Genomic DNA, 18,962 nt, shown 5'->3' with positions numbered 1-18,962 from the left:
CCCTCCTCTATTCTAATACTGCTGGAACACGGATTTGATTATCTTTGTGATCCGGTGCATTTTTTAATACTTCTTCGACTGGTAAACCTTTTTCTGCTACATCTTCACGCATAACATTTTTCATCGTTAATACATGAGTTGTTGGTTTTACATCTGTTGTATCTAATTCATTTAACTGTTCTGCAAATGTAACAATTGCATCTAGTTGTTTTTGAAATTTTTCTGCTTCTTGATCAGTAATTGCAAGACGTGCTAAATGTGCTACGTGCTTTACATTCTCAACGGAAATTCTTGACACGGCTAGGCCACCTCCATAATATATCGTTCAATCTACAATACTATTGATGATACCAAATTTTCAGTACTTCAAGCAAGTCAACACAGAGTACTTACGCCATTTTTACATAAAAAAAGAAAGGCAAATGCCTTTCTTTACAATTTACTCTTTATCTAACGGTTTATTTTTTGGGAATCTCTCGTTATCTTCTTCGTTATCACGAATTGTTTTTTGCAACACAAAACAAGACATCGTTAAAAATAATGTTCCAATTAAATAGTATCCTTTTACACTAAGCGTTTCATCTAACGTATAAATCCCAATTAGCATACCTGAAAGCGCACAAACAAATGAAGTCCATGCTAAAAATGTGAACGCTTGCGTATTACGTCTTCTCATCGTTCTCCTCCTCGTTAGCTGTACACCCATTATAGATAAGTATATTTACCATGATGGATTTTTATGTAAATTCTAGTTTTATATTTATAAATCTATCATAAAAGAATACTATTTTAAAGATAGTTTTCTGTCTAATCTGAAAAAACAAACAAAAAATATTGACAATTATTTCTATTCCACATAAAATAAAAACAAATATTACGAACCTCGAAATATACGGGAGTGGAACTAATTGTTGCAATATGAACATTTTTTAGACTTACTGCTAGATAACGCCAAGAAACTTTTCTATCCTGAAGAATGGGTAAGCCTAGATTTAACACTTTCTAAAACAGAAGTATTTTGTTTACTTTGGATGGAACGAAATACAGATATTACAATGACGAAAATTGCTGATCTTCTTGATATACCGATGAGTACAACGACGGGCGTTGTAAATCGCCTTGTAAAAAAGGGATATATTGAGCGCTACCGTGATGAAAACGACCGACGTATTGTATTAATTCGATTAACAGACAACGGCGTAATGCTCGTTCAAGAAGTAAAACAAAATGCAGCCCATTACTTTAGCTTAGTGACAGAAGCATTGTCAGAAGAAGAAAAAGCATTCTTACTACAAATCTTCCAAAAGATTATGAATCACATTGCTACGTCACAGCAAAAAACAGAAGAAAAAGTTTCTACACCTAAAATGAAAAACATTCCGATTGAATAAAACCCTATCTGGGTTTTTATTCAATCATTTACTTCGACACTCGTAATATTCGACATTCGAAACAAAGGAGATATGAATGATGAGAATTATTTTGTATACAGGTAAAGGCGGCGTAGGAAAAACTAGCATTTCAGCAGCAACAGCAATTCAAAGCGCAAAACAAGGATTAAAAACTTTAGTCATGAGTACAGATCCTGCTCATAGTTTAGGAGATTCATTTGGTATAAAGCTATCTTCTGAGCCATTAGAAATTCGTGAAAATTTGTGGGCACAAGAAATTAATACGATTTATGAGATGGAAAAAGGATGGGGAAAATTACAGAAATATATTACACTACTCTTCACTTCCAAAGCAGCCGATGATATTACAACAGAAGAATTAACGATGTTTCCTGGTATGGAAGATTTAATTAGCTTACTTCGCGTACTCGATTATTATAAACAAAACACATATGATGTTATCATTATTGATTGTGCTCCAACAGGAGAAACATTAGCAATGCTAAGCTTTCCAGACATGCTCGGCTGGTGGATGGAAAAATTGTTTCCTATTAAAAGAAAAGTTTTAAAAGTCGTTCGTCCTGTAGCTCAACCACTCCTTGGTGTCCCTCTTCCAACCGACGATATTATGGACGAATTAACAAATACACTTGAACAGCTCGGAGAAATGAGAGATATTTTATCAAACCGAGAAGTAACAAGTATCCGCATCGTTGTAAATCCTGAAAAAATGGTCATTAAAGAAGCTCAGCGTAGCTTTACTTATTTAAATTTATACGATTATAACGTAGATGCCATTATGATTAATCGCGTCATCCCTAACACCGTCACCGATCCTTATTTTCAAGCATGGAAAGATACGCAAAAGAAATATAAAACATTAATTCAAAATAGTTTTGATCCACTTCCTATTTACGAAGCTCCAATGTTTGAACAAGAAGTTGTTGGTTTACCCATGTTAGAGCGTGTAGGAGATGCTTTATTTAAAACTGATCATTGTCCTACTGAAGTGAAATTTAACGGCCGCACACAATATGTAAGAAAAGATGGCGATGATTATATTTTCATTCTTTCTATTCCCTTCTCAAACAAAAGTGAACTTTCATTAAATCAAAAAGGTGATGAGCTAATTATTCGAGCTGGCTCTGTGAAACGAAATATTACATTGCCAAAAACGTTAACACACCTTTCTATTCAAGGAGCAAAATTTGAAGAAGATATACTAAACATTCGGTTTGGAGGTGTAGTGCATGCATGAGGAACTACTACGAAGGGTAATTCGTACAAAAGTAAAAGTCGGGATGCATATATTAGAAGAGCTACCTAATCCAATCCAGCAATCAGCTAAGCAAATATTAAATATTTTGCAAGAGGAGCTAGCTGCTTATCCGAAAGAACGAGAGCATCATGAAAATAATTTAAAAAATATCATAATTGAATAACTATCTGTATAGAGGGCCTTTTTTAGGCTTTCTATACTTTATTGGAGTGATGTAAGTTGATGAAAAAGCATTCCACTACTATACTCTGGATCATTCCCTTATTATTTTTCATTCATAACCTTGAAGAAGCTTTCCAAATGCCACAATACCTTGCTAATCAATTTTCAATCCGCCTTATAACTAGCCAACAATTTTTCATTGCCATTTCCGTATTAACAATCTTTGTATTACTTATCGTCTTTCTATATCAACTTAACTTCTTGTCTTCTATATGCTGGATTATTTTTATACAAGGGGCCATCTTCTTTAACTCTGTTCAACATATTATTTTGTTTTTCATTTATCGCTCCTATAACCCCGGCGTAATATCAGCATTTTTCATTACTCTCTTTTCTATTTTCTTTGTTTTATCAAAAAAACACTTAATTCATCAAAAGCAATTCGTAATTACACTCCTTTTCAGCTTATTTTCTTATCCCATTATAATTTGGATTACCTTACTGTTCGCTAGCTACTTTCATTCATAAAAAAAGACCAGGAAAACTCCTGGTCCATTACTCTACTTAACAAACATTGGATTCTACGTTATACAAAATTGGAAGGTACAGAATTAGGGTTCGTTTGTTAAGTAGATTATATGTTGAACGAACTAACAGCGGAGGGGTTCCTTCTGTTAGTCCATTAAACCCAATCATTATTTTACGATTTTTTCAAGCTCCTCAAGTGAAAGATCAACTGAAATTGAACCATCATTCGTTTCTTTCTTAATTGCATCTGTTACTTCTTTTGAATGATACAATTCAATTACTTTTTTCAGTGTTGGATCATCTTTATCTTTCGTACGAGCTGCGAAAATATTAATATAAGGCTTCGCATTTTCATTCTTTGGATCTTCTAAGAAAATAGGATCCTTCGCTGGATCTAATCCAGCTTGACCAGCAACACCGTTATTAATAACTGATGCCGCTACATCTTTTAACACACGAGGTGTTTGCTGTGCGATAACCGGCGTGATTTTTAACTTCTTCGGATTTTCAGCAATGCCGCTTGGATCTCCAAATAAGCCAAAATCTTTTTTAAGCTTTAATACTCCAGCTGCATCAAGAAGTTTTAATGCACGTGCTTGGTTCGTTGGATCGTTTGGAATTGCAATTTCTGAACCATCTGGAATTTCATTTGCCTTCTTATATTTTTCAGAGTATAAACCCATTGGCGCAATTTGCGTTGTACCAACAGCTGTAATATCTAACTTATGCTCTTTTTTAAATTGCTCTAAGAAAGCAATATGCTGAAATGAGTTTAATTCAATATCTCCATCAGCTAAAGCTTTATTTGGAGTTGTATAATCAGAGAACTCCACCAGTTTAATCTTAATCCCTTCTTTTTCAGCTTTTTTCTTCAAAATTTCCCAAGCGTCTCCATCCGTTCCAGTTACACCGACGCGAATTACTTTTTCTTTCGCTCCTGCACCCGTGTCTCCACTTGAGCAGCCACTTAATGCTGAGACTCCTACAATTGCTGATAATGCAAATGCTAAAATTTTCTTCATTTTCTTTTCCTCTTTTCCTTTTTATGATCTGCGTAACAAGACTTTCGCAAAGTAGTTTCCTAAATTTTGAGCTATCTGCACGAGAATAATAAGTAAAACAACCGTTACGAACATAACTGATGTATCAAAACGTTGATAACCATATGTCATTGCCAAGTCACCAAGACCGCCACCACCGACAAGCCCAGCAACTGCAGAAAATTCAATTAAACCAACTGTCATAAATGTGACACCTAAGATTAATGGTGCTAACGCTTCTGGTACAAGGATTTCAAAAACGATTCTAATTGGCGAGGCGCCCATTGCTTGCGCTGCTTCAATTACTCCTTTCGGAACGGAAACAAGATTTGTTTCAACCATTCTAGCAATACCAATTGATGCGACTAACGTCATCGGGAAAATTGCTGCTGCTGTTCCAATCGTCGTTCCAATAACGCTTCTTGTTAGTGGGCTTAAAGCTACTAAAAAGATAATGAATGGTACCGGACGAATTGTATTAATTATGATGTTAAGAATAGAAAAGACCCATTTATTTTCTAAAAAGTTTCCTTTTCTCGTTACATATAAAAGTAAACCTAGAGGTATACCCAGAATTGTAGCGAATATAAGGGTTACAATTACCATTAAGAGGGTATCCCCCGTCGCATCTAGTATGCGCGGCCAAAATATACTCCAATCAACTCGCATGAGCTTCTACCTCCTTCAGCTGCACTTGCAGTCTTAGATGTTGTAATGCTTTTTGAATTTCCCTCTGCTCACCTTGCAATTCTACAAGCAGATTTCCAAATAGCACATTTTGAAGTTCAATAATATTTCCGTACAGTACATTTACATCAACGTTATAGTTTTTTGCGATATATGATAGTACCGGCTGTCCTGTCTCCTCACCAGTAAATGTTAGACGATAAATTTGACCACCATTTTGAATTTTCGCTAGAACACTTTCTGGTAAATGATCATTAATAACAGAACGTACAAAGTTTTGAGTCGTCTTTGTTTTTGGTTGTGTGAAAACGTCAAACAGTTTTCCTTCTTCAATAACTTTTCCCTTCTCCATTACAGCTACACGGTGGCAAATTTCTTTCACAACATGCATTTCGTGTGTAATAAGAAGAATCGTTAAATTGTATTCTCGATTTACTTTCTTTAATAAGTTTAGAATTTCTGTCGTTGTTTCTGGATCTAAAGCTGATGTTGCCTCATCACATATAAGAATATCTGGCGATGTCGCAAGTGCTCTAGCAATGCCAACTCGCTGCTTTTGTCCCCCTGATAACTGCTCTGGATAATAGTTTGCTTTATCTTCTAACCCTACAAACTTCAGCAGTTCATTCACTCGTTCTTTTATCTCGTTCTTTGGCAATTTCGCTAACTTTAATGGATAAGCAATATTCCCAAACACTGTTCTTGAATTAAATAAATTAAAGCTTTGAAAAATCATTCCGATTCTTTGTCTTAGTTTGCGTAATTCTTTCGTCGATAATGATGTAATATCTTTATCATCTATTGAAATCGTTCCTGCCGTTGGTCTCTCTAACATATTTACTAAGCGTAATAATGTACTCTTTCCAGCGCCACTAAAACCGATAATGCCAAAAATTTCGCCTTTCTCAACTGATAATGTTACATCCTCCACCGCATGAACAGATTGCCCAGCTGATTCATACACTTTACTTACATTGTTAAAAGAAATCATTTTTCCCCCTCCTATATGCTGTAAAAACTTAAAGTAGAGCTTTCGAGGTAAAATAAAAAGTGCCCTCCTTCTTATCAACCATAAAGATAAGAAGGAGAGCACTTATATGTACTCGTTCACATCTTCTCATCTTCCAAGCCTTTATATGGCTTGCTGGAGTTAGCACGGTATTAAAAAACCCGTTGCTGAGGTATCGTAGGGCCAGTCCCTCCACCTCTCTGGATAAGAATGTATCGATTTAATTGTCGTTTAATTAATTCTCATTATAGAACTCAGAATAATAAGAGTCAATACATTTTTTAGAAAAATATTAATTATTCCTTTATTAAAATTTTCAGATGAAAATTCATAAGAAAATAGTAACTTTCAAAGTTATGTAAAATTCTTCTTCCTCATATTTTTAAACAGGAGAATCCTCTCTACGAATTGAATAAATTTATTTGAATATGAAACTCGGAGGAAGATAAATATATGAAAACAGCTCTTTTACTCGTCGATATTCAAAACGATTATTTTCCAAATGGAAAGATGGAATTGCGTAATCCAGTAGAAGCAAGCGAATATGCTAATCAGTTATTACAACACTTTAGAACAAACAGCGAACCTATTTTTCATATCCAACACGTAGCTATAAAAGATGACGCTACTTTTTTCCTACCTAATACAGAAGGTGTACATATTCATGAGAAGGTACGTCCACTTAGAGAAGAAACAGTTATACTCAAACATTATCCAAATAGCTTCCGAGAAACTAATCTTCTAGAGCAATTACAGCGTTTAGACATTGAACATGTCGTCGTATGCGGGATGATGACTCATATGTGTATTGATGCTACAGTAAGGGCTGCATTTGATTTTGGATTTCAATGTACCGTTATACACGATGCTTGTGCTACAAAAGACCTTTCTTTTAAGAACGCTACTATACCAGCTGTTTATATTCACAATACAATTTTAGCTAGTTTAAATGGCGTATATGCAAATGTAATAAGCACGAAAGAATTTTTAGCTACATAAAAAAACACTCCTTTCAGTGAGCAAAACCGAAAAGAGTGTTCCTTGTCGAACCATAGATTTTCTTTCAAATTGTATTATACAGGAAATTCTCAAAATGAATACTAAAAAATATGACTAATAAGTCAACTTTTCTCATCATTTCATTTCTGTTCACATGTTTATCCCGCTATTAATAGGTTTTAGCTCATCCCCTTCAAACGAAGGTAATATGTGGGATTTCAATTTTAAAAGGAGCTCTTCACATTTTGTGAAGAGCTCCTCTACTATTTCTTATAAAGTTTCAGAAGTAGTTTTTGCTTGCATGTGAAGTGCTAAGTAGTCAGGTCCACCAGCTTTAGAGTCTGTACCAGACATGTTAAAGCCACCGAATGGTTGGTAACCTACGATTGCACCAGTACATCCACGGTTGAAGTATAAGTTACCAACGTGGAATTCTTCACGTGCTTTTTCAATATGGTCACGGTTGTTAGTAACAACAGCACCTGTTAAACCGTATTCTGTATTGTTTGCAATTGCAAGCGCATGATCAAAGTCTTTTGCTTTACAGAATGCTACTACTGGTCCGAAGATTTCTTCTTTCATTAAGCGAGCATCTTCTGCAACGTCAGCAACGATTGTCGGTTGGATGAACCAGCCTTTAGAATCGTCCCCTTCGCCACCTGCTAGAATTCTACCTTCTTCTTTACCAATTGCAACATAGCTCATTACTTTATCGAATGCAGCTTGGTCATTAACAGGCCCCATGTTTGTACCTAATACTGCTGGGTTAGCAACTGTTAATTCTTTTGTTAATTCAACAGCACGATTTAATACATGATCATATACATCTTCATGGATTACTGCACGAGAACATGCAGAACATTTTTGTCCTGAGAATCCGAATGCTGATGCAACGATAGACTTAGCTGCTAATTCAAGATCTGCTTCTTTATCAACAACGATTGTATCTTTACCGCCCATTTCAGCGATAACGCGTTTTAACCAAATTTGGCCTGGGTTTACTTTCGCTGCACGCTCATAGATACGGATACCTACATCACGAGATCCCGTGAAGCTTACGAAACGTGTACGAGGATGATCTACTAAGTAGTCACCAACTTCAGAACCGTTACCTGGAACGAAGTTTACTACGCCAGCTGGTAAGCCAGCTTCTTCTAATACTTCCATAAATTTCGCTGCTACTACAGGAGTTGTACTAGCTGGTTTTAGTAATACTGTGTTACCAGAAACTAAAGCAGCTGTTGTCATACCTGCCATAATTGCGAATGGGAAGTTCCAAGGAGAAATGATAACACCTACTCCTAATGGAATGTAAGAGAAACGATTATATTCAATTGGACGGCTTTCTACTGGAATACCGTCTTTTAATTTTAACATTTGACGACCATAATATTCCATAAAGTCGATTGCTTCTGCTGTATCAGCATCTGCCTCATTCCATGGCTTACCTGCTTCTTTTACAAGAATAGCAGAGAATTCATGTTTTCTGCGACGAACGATTGCTGCAGCACGGAATAAAATGTCTGCACGCATTTCTGGCTTTGATTTTCTCCAAGTTTGGAATGTTTCATCCGCTACTTGCATTGCTTTTTCAGCTAACTCACGGCTTGCTTTTGAAACACGACCAACAAGTTCCTCTTTATTTGCAGGGTTTACAGAAACAATTTTGTCTTCTGTAGTGATTTTTTCTCCCCCAATAATTAATGGATAGTCTTGTCCAAGATAAGATTCTACTTTCTTTAAACCTTCTTCAAACGCTAATTTGTTAGCCTCCACTGAAAAATCTGTAAATGGCTCATGTTTGTATGCTACTACCATTTTTTTTAGCCTCCCCTTAGAAAAACGTTTACATTTTACAACATTATTCTACACGATAATTTAGATTTATTCAAATATTCCTAGACTTATATTTTAAAAATTAATAAATTTTTAAAATATAATAAAAAAAAGAGATTCATACATGCGTATGAATCTACAAAATATGAGTATATTCCAAAACATTTTTCCCGATCAATAATATAGTAACTAATAAAAATAAAGTCCTTACATATCCAACGCCTTTTTGAACCGCAAACTTCGATCCCAAATAAGCACCTAAGATCATTGATAATCCCATGATAATACCGTATTCAAAATGAATTATGTCTAAAAATAAAAAAGTAATTAAAGATACAATATTACTAACAAAGTTCAAAAGTTTTCCAGATGCTGCCGCTTGAATAAAATCCAAACCAATTAATAAAAATGCAAAAATTAAAAATGACCCTGTCCCTGGTCCAAAAAATCCATCATAAAATCCTATCATTAAAATAACAAAGAAAAATATTAATGTTTTTCTTTGCGTCATCTTCTTATAGGTAGACACACTTCCCCAATTCTTTTTTGCAATAATATAAATAGCAATAAATACCAACATTACAAGTACTAATGGGCGTAAAATATCCGATGGAATAAATTTTACTACTAAAGCACCTGCAACAGCTCCAACAATAGTTAACGGGATTAACTTTCCTACAATTTTAAAATCAACTTTTCCTGATCGAATGAAATACATCGCACTCGTAAACGTCCCCATTGTTGCCGCTAATTTATTCGTTGCAATTGCCGAAGCCGGCGATAAGCCAACAAACATAAGCGCAGGAAGCGAAATTAACCCTCCTCCTCCAACAACGGAATCAATAAAAGCTGCTAAAAAACCAAATGCAATTAATAAAATAATGACTTGAAAACTTAATTCTTCCATGAACTTTACCCCTTACCCCTATTATTTACAACATTTTAAATTATAACAAAATTACATAAGAAAAAAAGCTGTTCCATAGAGGAACAGCCTTCATATTTAATCTAAAATTTTCACAAGTGGTTCATCTTGTTTTGCTTCACGTATAATAATAGCTTCTGGGCGTTCTACAGATTTAATCGTTACTTGTACTTTCATATAATTCGGGAAGTATTCCATAACAAGCCCTGCCACATATTGTGTAAAACCAATTATTTCAGCTTTTCCATTAAACTGGACAGGAATATCAAGCTTCATTTCTCTTAATTCATCATCTCTATACATACCAGTACCAATAACAGCTGTATAGTCACCTTGGAAATAATCGCTTAGTTTTGCCTTAAAGTTGGATACTCTTGCAAGATCTTCACGTTTATTATCTGTTTTCGCTTGCTCTGATGGGAACAAATAATATTTCTCATTAATTTGTTTCCAATCTTCAACCGTTTCACTACCTTTTTCTACATTTGCATAAGAAACAAAATTACCTGGCACGAGCGAAGACTTTGGAGTTTGACGATAAATCGCAAATGTTATCGGAATATTTTTTGTATCAGGTTGTTTTTGATGTATGACTTTCAAAATTTCTTGCGCCATTTTTTTCCCTTCAGCTAACATCTTTTCATCCGGGATTGCAGCTTCACGTGGATAACCATGCTCTTCGTTAAAATATTGAACAGAATTCATCGCTAATCCAACTACCATACCAACACGTTCCTCACCATTATCGCCTTTTTTCACATAATAATCATGCTCTAAAATATTTGAAATATATATTGGATTTTTTTTATTTTTCACTTCTAGTGATTCGGATCCCGTTCCTAATGCAGGGTTTAATCCTATATTAGGAAATTTAACTGCATCTTTTTTTAATTTGTCTTCTAGTTCCTTTTGTTCAGCATCTGTACGTTTTCTTTTAACAAGCATCTGTATCACTTGAGTATCTAGAGCACTTCCGCCTTTTAAAAAATTATCTTTCGTATTAAATGATTCTTTTGCAATTCGCATTAATCCTGTTTCAAATTCATCTATATCAAGACGACTATTTAGCCCTTGTACCACTAAACCACGTGCATTTCCACCATCAAATGGAATAGTCGTCTTATAATATTCATCCGAAATAGCGTATTTTGGAACAACTGATTGTTCCTTTGCTTTCCCCGATTTCTCAGCCACTTTTTCATCTTTGTCGGCACCTGCACTACACCCACTTACAAGTAGGCCCAGGCTTAATATCGCTAATGCTATTTTTTTCATGGTAAGTTTGCACCTCTTACTTATTTAGCTCTTGTAAGAACCTCTCTTCATTCCAAACCTCAACATTATGTTTCTCCGCTTGTGCTAATTTCGAACCAGCTGCTTCACCTGCAACAACCAAATCCGTACTCTTACTAACACTTCCTGTTACTTTTCCACCTAATGCCTCAATCTTCTTCTTCGCTTCACTTCGTCCCATAACTTCTAGCTTACCTGTTAAAACAACCGTTTTTCCTGCGAAGTAAGATTCAACATTTTGTAAATCTGCAATTTTTATACCTTTGTATGTCATATTCACGCCATACTCTTTAAACTGCTGTAATAACTCTAATACATCTTCATTATCAAAATATGTCACAACAGATTGAGCCATTTTTTCGCCAATTTCATTAATTGCTTTTAGTTCTTCTTCTGTTGCTTTTACAAGCTCATCCATCGTTTCAAAGTGCTCTGCAAATGTACGTGCTGCTTTCGCTCCAACGTGGCGAATTCCAAGACCAAATAATAATCGCTCTAGCGAGTTTTCTTTAGAATTTTCAATTGCTTGTATTAAGTTTGTTGCTGATTTTTCACCAAAACGTTCTAACTGTAATAATTGCTCTTTCGTCAATGCATATAAATCAGCAAATGTACGAATATAATCTGCATCAAAGAGTTGTGTAATGACACGTTCTCCAAGTCCATCAATATTCATCGCATTTCTTGAAACGAAATGGATTAATCCCTCTCGAATTTGAGCCGGACAAGTCGGATTTATACATCGAAGTGCTACTTCTTCTTCTAAACGAACAAGTTCACTCTCACATGCTGGACAATGCGTTGGCATGCGGTATTCTTCTTCTTCACCAGTACGCTTATCAAAAATAACGTTCACAACTTCAGGAATAATATCTCCAGCCTTCTTCACAACAACGTAGTCACCAATTCGAATGTCTTTTTCACGAATTAAATCTTCGTTATGTAGAGAAGCACGGCGAACAATCGTACCAGCAACTCTCACTGGCTCTAGCTCTGCAGTCGGTGTTACAACCCCTGTTCGGCCAACACTTAATTCAATGCCTGTTAATCTCGTTACAACTTCTTCAGCTGGGAATTTATAAGCAATCGCCCATCTTGGACTCTTCGCTGTAGTTCCTAGACTTTCTTGAAGAGCAACATCATCTACTTTTATAACGATTCCATCAATCTCATAATCAAGATGCGGACGTTTTTCTTGCCATTCTTCTACATAAGCTATAACCTCTTCGATTGTTTCACATGTACGGCGATTTGGATTTGTCTTAAATCCGAGTTCACCTAAGAAATCAAGCGATTCACTGTGCGATGGAATTGTTTTTTCTTCTACATTCGCAAGACCATACACAAACATAGATAAGTTACGCTTTGCTGCAATTTTTGGATCAAGTTGACGTATTGAACCTGCTGCTGCATTACGCGGATTCGCAAATACATCTTCTCCATTTTGCTCTTTTTCTTCATTTAGTTTAACGAATGAACGCTTCGGCATATAAGCTTCGCCTCGTGCTTCTAACGTTACTTCTTCATTTAAACGAAGTGGGATAGCTTTAATCGTTTTTAAATTTTGAGTAATATCTTCACCCGTTACACCATCACCACGTGTCGCCCCTTGAATGAAGCGTCCTTTTTCATAATGAAGCGAAACGGCAAGCCCGTCAATTTTTAATTCACATATATATCTTACATTCGCATCATCAATTCCTTGACGTACTCTTCTGTCGAAATCACGTAAATCACCTTCGTTAAATGCATTTCCTAAACTTAACATCGGTGACTTATGTGTTACTTTTTCAAATATATCAAGAATAGTTCCCCCAACGCGAACGGAGGGAGAATCTTCACTCATAAACTCTTGGTTCTCTGCTTCTAATTTTATAAGCTCCTGCATATCACGGTCATATTCCGCATCAGAAACAGAAGGATTGTCTAATACGTGATATTGATAATTAAATGTATTTAACAAATCACGCAGTTCTTCTATACGTTTTTTTGCTATCTCTTTTGACATATCCTCATTCCTTTCTATTGTTTCGTCACAGGTGCAAATTTTGCTAACAAACGTTTAACACCAATCGGGCTTGGGAACGCAATATCTAATTCTTTTGCATCACCTTCACCTTTTACACTTACAACTGTACCGATTCCCCATTTTTGGTGGGAAGCTTTATCGCCTACTGCCCAGCCAATTTGCTCACCGCCTGTCGTCTTAGCTGCAGGACGCGCGAAAGCTGAACGAGAGCGTGTTGCGGTTGTCGTTGTCATTGTCATTTTACTACTACTTGCTGTTCTGCCTTTTGCACCAAACGAATTTTCACGCTTCGGCGCTGTTTCATTTAATGATTCCACTAGTTCTGCCGGGATTTCTGTAATGAAGCGAGACGCAGCGTTCATACTTGTTCTACCAAATAAAGTACGCATTTGCGCATTAGATAAATATAGCTCTTCTTCTGCACGAGTAATACCTACATAAGCAAGACGACGTTCTTCTTGCATTTCATCCTCTTCCATTAGAGAACGAGTATGAGGGAATATCCCTTCCTCTAAACCAACAATAAAGACAACCGGGAACTCTAATCCTTTCGCTGAGTGCATCGTCATTAAAATAACTTCTTCACCAGCAGTTGGGTCTTCATCTACACGATCAATATCAGCAACAAGTGCTAAATCTGTTAAGAATGCAACAAGGCTCTTATCTTCACTTTGAGATTCAAATGTTTGCGTAACAGATAAGAACTCGTCTAAGTTTTCTAAACGACCTTCCGCTTCTAAAGAACGCTCATTTTTCAACATATCGCGATAGCCTGTTTTTTCAATAACTTCTTCTACTAATTCTGTAACAGATAAATACTCTTGCATATTTACCCAGTTGTGTAATAAACTTGCGAATTCTTTTACTGCCTTTGTAATTTTTGCACTTACTCCAACATGCTCTATCTCATCAAATACAGCAGTTAATGAAATTCCGTTTTGCACACCGTAATTAATAATTTTATCGATAGACGTCGCACCAATACCACGCTTTGGCATGTTAATAATACGTGCAAAACTAATTTCATCATCTGGATTACCGATTAAACGTAAGTACGCCAAAATATCTTTAATCTCTTTACGGTCGTAGAACTTAGTTCCCCCAACAATTTTGTACGGAATGTTAGATTTAAGGAAAATCTCCTCGACCATACGAGACTGAGCATTCGTACGATATAGCACTGCAAAATCAGTGTATTTTCGTTTCCCCATTTGAAGATCGTCACGAATTTTTTTCGCAACAAAATATGCTTCGTCCTTTTCAGTTGCAGCACGATAATACGAGATTTTACTTCCAACTTGATTGTCTGTCCATAATTTCTTCGGTTTACGATTCGTATTTTTTTCAATAACAGCATTCGCTGCATTTAAAATATTTTGTGATGAACGATAGTTTTGTTCTAACAAAATTACCTGTGCATTCTCATAGTCTTTTTCAAATGACAAAATGTTAGAAATATCTGCACCACGCCAGCGATAAATAGACTGGTCAGAGTCACCTACAACGCAAAGATTTTTAAAACGTGCTGCCAAATGTTTAACAAGAAGATATTGCGCTTTGTTCGTATCTTGATACTCATCAACATGAATATATTGGAACTTACGCTGATAAAACTCTAATACTTCTGGAACACGTTCAAATAGCTGAATCGTCGTCATAATTAAATCATCAAAGTCTAATGAATTATTTTTCAAAAGACGTTTTTGATACTCTGTGTATACATCGCTCGTTAATTTTTCATATGGATCAGCCATTGTAATTTTTTTTGCATATTTATCCGCAGATAACAGTTCATTTTTCGCATTACTAATACCCGCTAAAATAGAGCGCGGCTCAAATTTCTTCGGATCAATATTGCGCTCTTTCATAATTTTTTTGACTACAGTTAGCTGATCACCTGAATCTAAGATTGTAAAGTTACGATTAATACCAATACGATCGATATCGCGTCGTAAAATACGTACACACATAGAGTGGAACGTCGAAATCCAAATATCTTCTGCTTCTGGTCCCACAAGTTTATCAATACGCTCGCGCATTTCACGAGCTGCTTTATTTGTGAAGGTAATAGCTAGTACATTCCATGGTGCTACACCTTTTTCACCAAGCAAATACGCAATACGGTGTGTTAACACGCGTGTCTTACCACTACCTGCACCTGCCATTAGTAGAAGTGGTCCATTCGTTGTTTGTACTGCTTTTTGTTGCTGTGGATTTAAACCGTTTAATAACTTATCTGTCATACCCATATACGCCTGCACCTACTCTCCTTTTACTGCTTTAACTGTTTTTAATGCGGATTTTATATCATCATAAATAATATTTCCAACGACTACTGTATCAGCATACTGTGCCATTTCTTTCGCCTGTTCTGCATTAGAAATACCACCGCCATAATATAACTTGGCTTGTTTCAATTCTGCTTTTACATTTTTAACAAGTTCAACATCTCCATACGTACCGCTATATTCTAAATAAAATATCGGTAAATGTAATAACTTGTCCGCTAAACGCGCATATGCAATAACGTCATCTTCTGTTAAATCACATTTTGCATCTGTAAGCTGGGCTACTTTCGCTTCGGGATTTAAAACACAATACCCTTCCATAAAAATTTCGTCCCAGTCCATAATATCCCCAAATTCTTTCAATGCCTCATGATGAACACCTGTTACCCATTCTACTTTTCGGCTATTTAAAACACTTGGGATGTAATAAAAATCAAATCCTGGTGTAATTGCTTCTACATCAGAAACCTCTAATACACAAGGAACTGCATATCTACGAATGCTAACTAGCATGTGTAATACGTTATCAATTGTAACTCCATCACTTCCGCCTACAATAACAGCATCCGTTCCAGACTCACAAATCATTTCTAAATATTCATCGCTTAACTCCTTATTTGGATCAAGCTTAAATACATGTTTCCATCCGGAAATATCGTACATGAAAACACCCTTCCTTTTCTCTAGTTATATCTATAGTTCTGTTTAAAATAACAGTTAGTTTTTATCTTGTTTTTTTAAAATAGCTATTAAATATTTTTCAAAAAGAAGGATTTAATTTCACCTTCTTTTTATGCATTCTTTCATTATAACAAAAAAAGCTACTGACACACACGCCGATTCCAACATCTTTTTCAACGTCAAATGTTGGATTACATATCCCAAAAATCACACGGGATACTAATAAGAGAAGTAGTATTTACTATTTCAATTTTCATAAAAAGGAGTGTTTTTCTAATGAAGCAAAACATCGGGACAATAAACGCTCTAATTCGAATTACACTTGGGCTTGTCCTCTTCGGATGTAGTGCAACTAAACTTGTACGCAAGCCGTGGTGCACTTGGGCTAACATTTTTCTATGGATTGGTGCAATGAAAGTTGCAGAGGGAATTGTTCGCTTCTGCCCTATTGTTGAAGCGTGGAAATTTGGAAAATACATGAATATGGGCGCATTTAAAATGCCTGGCATGAATTTTGCTGAACAAGGACATGCTAAAGAAGAAGTGAATCAAACTTCCGCTCATGACAAGCCAAAGTCAAAGGGAAGTTATGACGCTTCTGACAAAGAGATTGAGTCAGCGATTGAAGAAATAATCCTGGCAAAACCGCTTTGAATCATTTGTCACGATGCAAGATGCTCTCAAAGGGACTTAGCTGCTGCAGTGGGCGGTTAAGTCTTCTTTATTTTACCATAAAAACAGAACGTACATTCCCTTTTTAAAATTAAAATGTACATAAAAGATATCAATCAATAAATTTCAGAAAATCAGGTGCATATCTCTTGCTTAAAATGATATAAAAGTGATATCATTTTTATATCAGGAGGCGATCATATGAAAGAAAAACAAGTATTTTATGTAAATGGTTTTCTCGGTATTATTGGAATTTTGATTTTAGCTGCTATCGGTGTATTTTTCCTTGCACAAGAAATTTTCGTAGGAGCAGCACTAACTATTATATTAGCGGCAATTCTCGCTACAGGTATCGGTATTGTTCAACCGAATCAAGCGAAAGTTATTACGTTCTTTGGTAATTATTTAGGAACAATTCGTCAAAACGGTTTATTTTTAACAATTCCATTCGCATTCCGTCAAACTGTATCGTTACGTGTTGAAAACTTTAATAGTAAGAAATTAAAAGTAAACGATGTTGAGGGAAATCCAATTGAAATTGCAGCTGTTATTGTATATAAAGTAGTTGATTCTGCAAAAGCAATGTTCGGTGTTGAACATTACGATCGATTTGTAGAAATTCAAAGTGAAACAGCAATCCGCCACGTCGCAACAAAATATCCTTATGACAATTTCCAAGATGAAACTTGCATTACGTTACGCGGGAATACTGAAGAAATCTCTGAAGAATTAAAGCGTGAGTTAGAAGCGCGCCTTGAAATCGCTGGCGTAGAAGTATTAGAAACTCGTTTAACACATTTAGCTTATGCAACAGAAATTGCCCATGCGATGCTACAACGTCAACAAGCAAAAGCGGTATTAGCTGCTAGAAAAGAGATTGTTGAAGGTGCTGTGAAGATGGCGAAGGATTCAATCCATATGTTAGATGAGGAAGGCGTACTTGAATTAGATGACGAGCGTAAAGCGAATATGGTAAACAACCTATTAGTTGCCATCGTTTCAGATAAAGGTGCGCAACCAGTTATTAATACAGGAAGCCTATACTAAGGGCTATAAGTAATTATGGCTAAAAAGAAAAGCTTTCCATTACGTATTGATCCTGAATTACACGCAGTCATCGAAAAATGGGCGAATGATGAGTTTCGTAGCGTCAATGCACACATCGAGTATTTACTTCGAGAAATGGCAAAGCAAAAAGGAAAATTGAAGAAAGATAAAGATGCATGAACAAACAGCCCACTGAATTTTCAGCGGGCTGTTTTTATACAAAGCAAGTCATCAATAAACTTGCTTAACGCTGCTGTTCTCACACTATCTTTCCGATAAATAAAATAAGTCGGAATAAACCTGTTTTCATGTACTAACGGTGTATGAATAAGTTCTTTATGGCTATCAAATTGCTCTGCTACTTCACGTGGTAACATAGACACCCCAAGTCCAGCTTTTACGCATCCAATAATACCGTCTAAAGAATTTAATTCCATTATTTTTTTTGGAACAATCCCTTCAGATAGTAACCATTCTTCTAAAACTTTTCTATAAAAACAACCTGATTGAAAAACGATAAAAGACTGCGATTCCGAACATCCGTTATCCCACAAAACATTCCGCTTTGAAAGTAACATCATTTCCTCTTGGAATACTTCTATCTTTTCTAAAGCTGGATCATCTATACAATCAGCTACAAATGCCCCCTCTATTTCATATAAAAGTACCTTCTTCGTTAATTCTTCCGTATTGTGCGTTTGCAACATAATTTCCACTTCTGGATAGCGCATATGATAATTAGCTAAAATCGTGGGCAATCTAACAGCTGCTGCTGTTTCCATCGCTCCAATTTTCAATACTCCTCCAGGCTCCGCTGTATGTTTCACTTGCCTTTTTGATTCATTTAATAATTGAATCATTTTTTCAGCGTATGTTAACAACTTTTCTCCGGCTGGTGTTAATGTAACTCCATCTCGATGCCTATAAAATAATTGTGTTTCATATTCAGCTTCTAGCCGTTTTATTTTTGCTGTTATGTTTGATTGAACAAAATTCAACCGAATAGCTGCTCTTGAAATACTTTTCTCCTGCGCGACCATATAAAAAGCTACAAAATCTTGTAAGTTCATTCGTTCATATCCCTTCGTTCATATCA

At 35.8% G+C, this 18,962-nt stretch carries 20 protein-coding genes and 1 riboswitch; of the genes, 8 read left to right on the top strand and 12 right to left on the bottom strand.

What is annotated here, in order from left to right:
* Positions 1-7 precede the first annotated feature (7 nt).
* Complete coding sequence (gene gatC, locus AC241_RS01860; RefSeq protein ID WP_016083721.1) at positions 8-298, bottom strand: Asp-tRNA(Asn)/Glu-tRNA(Gln) amidotransferase subunit GatC; 291 nt, start codon at positions 296-298, stop codon at positions 8-10.
* A 141-nt stretch (positions 299-439) separates the two neighbouring features.
* Positions 440-676: a YiaA/YiaB family inner membrane protein gene (locus AC241_RS01855; RefSeq protein ID WP_001254393.1), complete on the bottom strand. Its 237-nt coding sequence runs from the start codon at positions 674-676 to the stop codon at positions 440-442.
* A 232-nt stretch (positions 677-908) separates the two neighbouring features.
* Between AC241_RS01855 and AC241_RS01850 the strand changes: the two genes are divergently transcribed.
* The 4 genes from AC241_RS01850 to AC241_RS01835 all read left to right on the top strand — a co-directional run bounded on the left by AC241_RS01850 (position 909) and on the right by AC241_RS01835 (position 3,360).
* The gene (locus tag AC241_RS01850; RefSeq protein WP_029441474.1) at positions 909-1,391 is read left to right on the top strand and encodes a MarR family winged helix-turn-helix transcriptional regulator; all 483 of its coding nucleotides are present in this window, start codon (positions 909-911) and stop codon (positions 1,389-1,391) included.
* Between the two features lie 76 nt (positions 1,392-1,467).
* Positions 1,468-2,649, top strand: a complete 1,182-nt coding sequence (locus AC241_RS01845) for an ArsA family ATPase (RefSeq protein WP_002182396.1) — start codon at positions 1,468-1,470, stop codon at positions 2,647-2,649.
* Positions 2,642-2,833, top strand: a complete 192-nt coding sequence (locus AC241_RS01840; RefSeq protein WP_000544108.1) for a DUF3926 domain-containing protein — start codon at positions 2,642-2,644, stop codon at positions 2,831-2,833. The genes AC241_RS01845 and AC241_RS01840 overlap by 8 nt, the downstream gene beginning before the upstream one ends.
* A 59-nt stretch (positions 2,834-2,892) precedes the next feature.
* On the top strand, positions 2,893-3,360 hold the full coding sequence (locus AC241_RS01835) for an HXXEE domain-containing protein (RefSeq protein ID WP_016083724.1): 468 nt from the start codon (positions 2,893-2,895) through the stop codon (positions 3,358-3,360).
* Positions 3,361-3,527: 167 nt separating this feature from the next.
* Here the strand turns inward: AC241_RS01835 and AC241_RS01830 are convergent, their stop codons facing one another.
* The 3 genes from AC241_RS01830 to AC241_RS01820 are packed head-to-tail and all read right to left on the bottom strand — an operon-like array spanning position 3,528 to position 6,078.
* Positions 3,528-4,382 carry a MetQ/NlpA family ABC transporter substrate-binding protein gene (locus tag AC241_RS01830; RefSeq protein ID WP_029441472.1) on the bottom strand — a complete coding sequence of 285 codons (855 nt, stop codon included), beginning with the start codon at positions 4,380-4,382 and terminating at the stop codon, positions 3,528-3,530.
* A gap of 21 nt (positions 4,383-4,403) precedes the next feature.
* The gene (locus AC241_RS01825) at positions 4,404-5,069 is read right to left on the bottom strand and encodes a methionine ABC transporter permease (RefSeq protein WP_001261865.1); all 666 of its coding nucleotides are present in this window, start codon (positions 5,067-5,069) and stop codon (positions 4,404-4,406) included.
* Positions 5,059-6,078 (bottom strand): methionine ABC transporter ATP-binding protein, encoded by a 1,020-nt coding sequence (locus AC241_RS01820; RefSeq protein WP_029441471.1) that lies wholly within the window; start codon positions 6,076-6,078, stop codon positions 5,059-5,061. The genes AC241_RS01825 and AC241_RS01820 overlap by 11 nt, the downstream gene beginning before the upstream one ends.
* A gap of 123 nt (positions 6,079-6,201) precedes the next feature.
* Positions 6,202-6,307, bottom strand: a riboswitch (SAM riboswitch).
* A gap of 242 nt (positions 6,308-6,549) precedes the next feature.
* Between AC241_RS01820 and AC241_RS01815 the strand changes: the two genes are divergently transcribed.
* Positions 6,550-7,095 carry a cysteine hydrolase family protein gene (locus tag AC241_RS01815; protein ID WP_016083727.1) on the top strand — a complete coding sequence of 182 codons (546 nt, stop codon included), beginning with the start codon at positions 6,550-6,552 and terminating at the stop codon, positions 7,093-7,095.
* A gap of 270 nt (positions 7,096-7,365) precedes the next feature.
* On the opposite strand, the gene pruA is transcribed toward AC241_RS01815, so the two are convergent.
* The 6 genes from pruA to pcrB form a co-directional block, all read right to left on the bottom strand.
* Positions 7,366-8,913: an L-glutamate gamma-semialdehyde dehydrogenase gene (gene pruA / locus AC241_RS01810; protein ID WP_000259556.1), complete on the bottom strand. Its 1,548-nt coding sequence runs from the start codon at positions 8,911-8,913 to the stop codon at positions 7,366-7,368.
* Between the two features lie 154 nt (positions 8,914-9,067).
* Positions 9,068-9,838 (bottom strand): TSUP family transporter, encoded by a 771-nt coding sequence (locus tag AC241_RS01805; RefSeq protein WP_000391979.1) that lies wholly within the window; start codon positions 9,836-9,838, stop codon positions 9,068-9,070.
* A 96-nt stretch (positions 9,839-9,934) separates the two neighbouring features.
* Positions 9,935-11,131 (bottom strand): CamS family sex pheromone protein, encoded by a 1,197-nt coding sequence (locus AC241_RS01800; protein WP_016083728.1) that lies wholly within the window; start codon positions 11,129-11,131, stop codon positions 9,935-9,937.
* A 16-nt stretch (positions 11,132-11,147) separates the two neighbouring features.
* The gene (gene ligA, locus AC241_RS01795; protein ID WP_016083729.1) at positions 11,148-13,157 is read right to left on the bottom strand and encodes an NAD-dependent DNA ligase LigA; all 2,010 of its coding nucleotides are present in this window, start codon (positions 13,155-13,157) and stop codon (positions 11,148-11,150) included.
* A 14-nt stretch (positions 13,158-13,171) separates the two neighbouring features.
* Positions 13,172-15,427 carry a DNA helicase PcrA gene (pcrA, locus tag AC241_RS01790; protein WP_050844800.1) on the bottom strand — a complete coding sequence of 752 codons (2,256 nt, stop codon included), beginning with the start codon at positions 15,425-15,427 and terminating at the stop codon, positions 13,172-13,174.
* Positions 15,428-15,439: 12 nt separating this feature from the next.
* Entirely contained in the window at positions 15,440-16,129 is a 690-nt protein-coding gene (gene pcrB, locus AC241_RS01785) for a heptaprenylglyceryl phosphate synthase (protein ID WP_000272109.1), read from the bottom strand.
* A gap of 294 nt (positions 16,130-16,423) precedes the next feature.
* On the opposite strand from pcrB, the gene AC241_RS01780 reads away from it, so the two are divergent.
* The 3 genes from AC241_RS01780 (at position 16,424) to AC241_RS01770 (ending at position 18,046) form a co-directional block, all read left to right on the top strand.
* Positions 16,424-16,801 carry a YgaP family membrane protein gene (locus AC241_RS01780; RefSeq protein WP_016083731.1) on the top strand — a complete coding sequence of 126 codons (378 nt, stop codon included), beginning with the start codon at positions 16,424-16,426 and terminating at the stop codon, positions 16,799-16,801.
* 219 nt (positions 16,802-17,020) lie between these two features.
* Complete coding sequence (locus tag AC241_RS01775) at positions 17,021-17,866, top strand: SPFH domain-containing protein (protein ID WP_000660675.1); 846 nt, start codon at positions 17,021-17,023, stop codon at positions 17,864-17,866.
* Between the two features lie 15 nt (positions 17,867-17,881).
* A complete protein-coding gene (locus tag AC241_RS01770; RefSeq protein ID WP_001085171.1) occupies positions 17,882-18,046 on the top strand; it encodes a type II toxin-antitoxin system antitoxin in 165 nt (54 codons plus the stop codon).
* Between the two features lie 20 nt (positions 18,047-18,066).
* Here the strand turns inward: AC241_RS01770 and AC241_RS01765 are convergent, their stop codons facing one another.
* Positions 18,067-18,936 (bottom strand): LysR family transcriptional regulator, encoded by an 870-nt coding sequence (locus tag AC241_RS01765; RefSeq protein WP_029441469.1) that lies wholly within the window; start codon positions 18,934-18,936, stop codon positions 18,067-18,069.
* Positions 18,937-18,962: the final 26 nt, after the last annotated feature.

It is taken from the genome of Bacillus thuringiensis, from assembly GCF_001182785.1.
Classification (GTDB): domain Bacteria; phylum Bacillota; class Bacilli; order Bacillales; family Bacillaceae_G; genus Bacillus_A; species Bacillus_A thuringiensis_S.
The sequence above is the reverse complement of the archived record's forward strand: the minus strand, read 5'-3'. Positions and strand labels throughout refer to the sequence as shown.

Bases quoted from the DNA above. Each gene is read 5' to 3' on its own strand.
- AC241_RS01855 (WP_001254393.1), bottom strand. From the start codon at position 676: ATGAGAAGACGTAATACGCAAGCGTTCACATTTTTAGCATGGACTTCA.
- AC241_RS01845 (WP_002182396.1), top strand. From the start codon at position 1,468: ATGATGAGAATTATTTTGTATACAGGTAAAGGCGGCGTAGGAAAAACT.
- AC241_RS01840 (WP_000544108.1), top strand. From the start codon at position 2,642: ATGCATGAGGAACTACTACGAAGGGTAATTCGTACAAAAGTAAAAGTC.
- AC241_RS01835 (WP_016083724.1), top strand. From the start codon at position 2,893: ATGAAAAAGCATTCCACTACTATACTCTGGATCATTCCCTTATTATTT.
- AC241_RS01830 (WP_029441472.1), bottom strand. From the start codon at position 4,382: ATGAAGAAAATTTTAGCATTTGCATTATCAGCAATTGTAGGAGTCTCA.
- AC241_RS01825 (WP_001261865.1), bottom strand. From the start codon at position 5,069: ATGCGAGTTGATTGGAGTATATTTTGGCCGCGCATACTAGATGCGACG.
- AC241_RS01820 (WP_029441471.1), bottom strand. From the start codon at position 6,078: ATGATTTCTTTTAACAATGTAAGTAAAGTGTATGAATCAGCTGGGCAA.
- AC241_RS01815 (WP_016083727.1), top strand. From the start codon at position 6,550: ATGAAAACAGCTCTTTTACTCGTCGATATTCAAAACGATTATTTTCCA.
- pruA (WP_000259556.1), bottom strand. From the start codon at position 8,913: ATGGTAGTAGCATACAAACATGAGCCATTTACAGATTTTTCAGTGGAG.
- AC241_RS01805 (WP_000391979.1), bottom strand. From the start codon at position 9,838: ATGGAAGAATTAAGTTTTCAAGTCATTATTTTATTAATTGCATTTGGT.
- AC241_RS01800 (WP_016083728.1), bottom strand. From the start codon at position 11,131: ATGAAAAAAATAGCATTAGCGATATTAAGCCTGGGCCTACTTGTAAGT.
- ligA (WP_016083729.1), bottom strand. From the start codon at position 13,157: ATGTCAAAAGAGATAGCAAAAAAACGTATAGAAGAACTGCGTGATTTG.
- pcrA (WP_050844800.1), bottom strand. From the start codon at position 15,427: ATGGGTATGACAGATAAGTTATTAAACGGTTTAAATCCACAGCAACAA.
- pcrB (WP_000272109.1), bottom strand. From the start codon at position 16,129: ATGTACGATATTTCCGGATGGAAACATGTATTTAAGCTTGATCCAAAT.
- AC241_RS01780 (WP_016083731.1), top strand. From the start codon at position 16,424: ATGAAGCAAAACATCGGGACAATAAACGCTCTAATTCGAATTACACTT.
- AC241_RS01775 (WP_000660675.1), top strand. From the start codon at position 17,021: ATGAAAGAAAAACAAGTATTTTATGTAAATGGTTTTCTCGGTATTATT.
- AC241_RS01770 (WP_001085171.1), top strand. From the start codon at position 17,882: ATGGCTAAAAAGAAAAGCTTTCCATTACGTATTGATCCTGAATTACAC.
- AC241_RS01765 (WP_029441469.1), bottom strand. From the start codon at position 18,936: ATGAACTTACAAGATTTTGTAGCTTTTTATATGGTCGCGCAGGAGAAA.